The 449-nt window shown below is 45.9% G+C and carries 2 protein-coding genes; one reads left to right on the forward strand and one right to left on the reverse strand.

Annotation, left to right across the window (positions count from 1 at the left end; genetic code table 11):
* Positions 1-333 (reverse strand): IS200/IS605 family transposase (gene tnpA, locus REG_RS08470; RefSeq protein WP_039908254.1); only part of this gene is annotated, 333 nt, incomplete at its 3' end.
* Positions 334-356: 23 nt separating this feature from the next.
* On the opposite strand from tnpA, the gene REG_RS11445 reads away from it, so the two are divergent.
* Positions 357-449: helix-turn-helix domain-containing protein (locus REG_RS11445; protein WP_176603498.1), on the forward strand; the 93-nt coding region annotated here is incomplete at its 3' end.

The following is a 449-nucleotide window of genomic DNA, read 5'->3' on the forward strand; positions in this document are numbered from 1 at the left end:
TGTCCATAGAGCGCCTTTGTAGTAGTATCGCTCGGCAATATCTGGACGATCTCGGCGCAGTAGCCTGCTGGATACCCCCTTAAGACTGTTAACCAGACTGGATACCGCGAGCTTGGGTGGATAGTTGATCAGCAAGTGAACGTGATCTCGCTCACCGTCCATCTCAACCAATTCAACATCAAAGTCAATGCATACGCTGGTGAAATAGCCTCGCAGTTTCTCAATAGCATCCTGATCAAATATGTTGCGTCGATACTTGGCAACAAACACCAAATGAACATGCATAATGAAAGAGCAGTGTCTTCCTCGACGAATATTAATTTCTTTTGTCATAGACCAAGAGTATAATTCGCAGTATGAAACGACTGCAAGCCTTTAAATTCCAGTTAAGACCAAGTGGTCAGCAAGAGCGCGATATGTGGCGCTTCGCTGGAGCCTGTCGTTTTGTG

Origin of the sequence: Candidatus Regiella insecticola LSR1 (assembly GCF_000143625.1) — a bacterium.
GTDB lineage: Bacteria > Pseudomonadota > Gammaproteobacteria > Enterobacterales > Enterobacteriaceae > Regiella > Regiella insecticola.